3 protein-coding genes are annotated in these 2,606 nt (G+C 66.2%); all 3 read left to right on the top strand.

Annotation, left to right across the window (positions count from 1 at the left end; genetic code table 11):
• Window positions 1–354: 354 nt before the first annotated feature.
• Entirely contained in the window at window positions 355–1,122 is a 768-nt protein-coding gene (locus tag EN893_RS28480) for an SDR family oxidoreductase (RefSeq protein WP_023814196.1), read from the top strand.
• The gene (locus EN893_RS28475) at window positions 1,119–2,072 is read left to right on the top strand and encodes a 2-dehydro-3-deoxygalactonokinase (protein ID WP_127266733.1); all 954 of its coding nucleotides are present in this window, start codon (window positions 1,119–1,121) and stop codon (window positions 2,070–2,072) included. The genes EN893_RS28480 and EN893_RS28475 overlap by 4 nt, the downstream gene beginning before the upstream one ends.
• On the top strand, window positions 2,069–2,606 hold a 538-nt coding region (locus EN893_RS28470), incomplete at its 3' end, for a 2-dehydro-3-deoxy-6-phosphogalactonate aldolase (RefSeq protein WP_164901188.1). The genes EN893_RS28475 and EN893_RS28470, both read left to right, overlap by 4 nt.

The following is a 2,606-nucleotide window of genomic DNA, read 5'->3' as shown; positions in this document are numbered from 1 at the left end:
CTGTTCGGCAAGCCCGTCGATGCCGACGCCACGCTCGGCTATCTCCGTGATTCCTTCCGCGGCGCCCTGCGCGCCAAGGCGATCTGACCGGCGATCCCCGCGATCCGCAATCCCGACGGTGCCGCCATGCGCATCCGGTGCGGCGCATTGTCGTTTTGTCTGACATAAGCCCAGAAATCCGATCTTTCGCCCTTGCCCACGCGCCTTGCGTGGCTAGGATGCGCGCCGATCACGCTACAGCGCCGCGCGTCCTTTCGGACGCGCAAAGGACGCTGTAGCAATTTACATCTTGCGCATGATCCCTTTCCGAAAATCGATCCGATTTTCGGGGTCATGCGCTGGGAGACAGGAACGATGATGCCATCGGCGCATTTTGCCGACCTCGAAGGAGCCTCGGTGCTGATCACCGGCGGCGGTTCCGGAATTGGTGCTGCCCTGACCGAGGGGTTTGTGCGCCAGGGCGCCAATGTCGCCTTCATCGACATCGCCGACGGCCCAAGCACGGCCCTTGCCGACCGCATCGAGAAAGCGTTCGGCAAGCGGCCGCTCTATCTCAAGACCGACCTACGCGACGTCGAGGCCCTGCGGGCGTCCGCCGCGAAGGCCGCCGAGGCGCATGGCGATGTCACTGTGCTGGTCAACAATGCGGCCTGGGATGAACGCCACGCCGTCGAGGACGTGACGGTCGAGTTCTGGGACAACAACCAGGCTATTAATCTCAGGCCGCATTTCTTCACCGCGCAAGCGGTGGCGCCGGGCATGAAGCGGGCGGGCGGCGGCTCGATCATCAACTTCACCTCGACGTCCTATCTGATCAACCACCCCGACATGCCGTCCTACACGGCCGCCAAGGCCGGTATCCTCGGTCTGACCAAGGGGCTGGCCGGCAAGCTCGGTGTCGACGGCATCCGCGTCAATGCCATTGCGCCCGGCTGGGTGATCACCGAGCGGCAGAAGGAGCTCTGGGTGACCGAACAGGGGCTTGCCGCCCATGTCGCCAAGCAATGCATCAAGCAGGTGATGCAGCCCGACGACATCGTCGGCACCGTGCTGTTCCTGGCCTCGGACGCCTCGCGCATGCTGACAGCGCAGATGCTGGTCGTCGATGGAGGTTTCCTGTGAGCCCAGCCGGGAACGCGCCGGCGGTCGCCGCCGTCGACTGGGGCACGACCCGCATGCGGGTCTGGCTGATCGACGGGCAAGGCAAGGTGCTTGCTGAACGCCGTGGCGATGATGGCCTGATCACGGCGCAGCAGAAGGGCTTTTCGACCATCCTCGAAGGGCATCTGGCGGCGATGGGAGCACCAGCGGCGCTGCCCGTCATCATCTGCGGCATGGCCGGATCCCGCCAGGGCTGGCTGGAAGCGCCCTATGTCACCGTGCCGGCGCCGCTTAGCGCCATCCTTGCTGGTGCCGCCAGCGTGCCCGGCCAGAGCCGCGACATCCGCATCGTTCCGGGCCTTGCCCAGCGACTGACTGACGCGCCCGACGTCATGCGCGGCGAGGAAACCCAGCTTGCCGGCGCCGGCCTGCCGGCCAGGGGGCGCCAGCTGGTCTGCATGCCCGGTACCCATTCGAAATGGGTGCTGGTCGAGGACGGTACTGTCACCGGCTTCGGCACCTGGCCGACCGGCGAGCTGTTTTCGGTGCTTGCCGCGCATTCGATCCTGCGCCATTCGCTCGGCGAACATCCAAAGCCCGTCACATCGGACAATCCGTTCTTCCGCCGCTGGTGCGAAACCGCATTGAGCGATGGCGGCGATGTCACCTCGCGGCTGTTTTCCATCCGCGCCGCCGGCCTGCTGCAGGATTTGAAAGCCGACGATGCCGCAGCCTGCCTGTCCGGCCTTCTGATCGGCGGCGAGATCGCCTCCGCCAGCCGTCGGCACGGCGCCGGTGCGGAACCCGTGGTGCTGGTCGCCTCCGGTGCGCTGGGAACGCTGTACAGCGAGGCGCTCGGCCTTGCCGGACTTGAGGTCCGGGCCGTCGACGCGGACGAGGCGGTGCGTGCAGGTCTCGTCGAGGCGGCGCGCGAGAACGGCATGATCGCAAGAATTGGAGCAGCTCGATGAGCCAGACCGCACCGTTTCCAAAACTCAAGCGCGGCCTGGTTGCCATCCTTCGCGGGCTCAAGCCCACCGAGGCGATGGCCATGGGCCAGGCACTGTTCGACGCCGGCATCGAGGCGATCGAAGTGCCGCTGAACTCACCGCAACCGTTCTCGTCGATCGCCCGCATCGTCCAAGTGCTGCCGAAAACGGCGCTGGTCGGTGCCGGCACGGTGCTGACGCCGGCCGATGTCGATGGCTTGCACCAGGCCGGAGGGCGGCTGCTGGTCAGTCCCAACATCGATGCCGAAGTGATGGCGCGCGCCATGCACTACGGCATGGTGACGATGCCCGGCGTGTTCACGCCAACCGAAGCCTTCCAGGCGATCAAGCTCGGCGCCTCGGCGCTTAAATTCTTCCCGGCGAGCGTGCTGGGTGCAGGCGGCATTTCCGCGATGCGCGCGGTGTTGCCGGCGCAAACGCTGGTCGGTGCCGTCGGCGGCGTCTCCGAAAAAGATTTTGCCGGCTACAAGGCGGCCGGCGTGACCGCCTTTGGAC

The organism is Mesorhizobium sp. M7A.F.Ca.CA.004.04.2.1, from assembly GCF_004022825.1.
In the GTDB taxonomy this organism is placed as follows: domain Bacteria; phylum Pseudomonadota; class Alphaproteobacteria; order Rhizobiales; family Rhizobiaceae; genus Mesorhizobium.
This window is presented reverse-complemented; position numbering and strand designations above follow the sequence as displayed.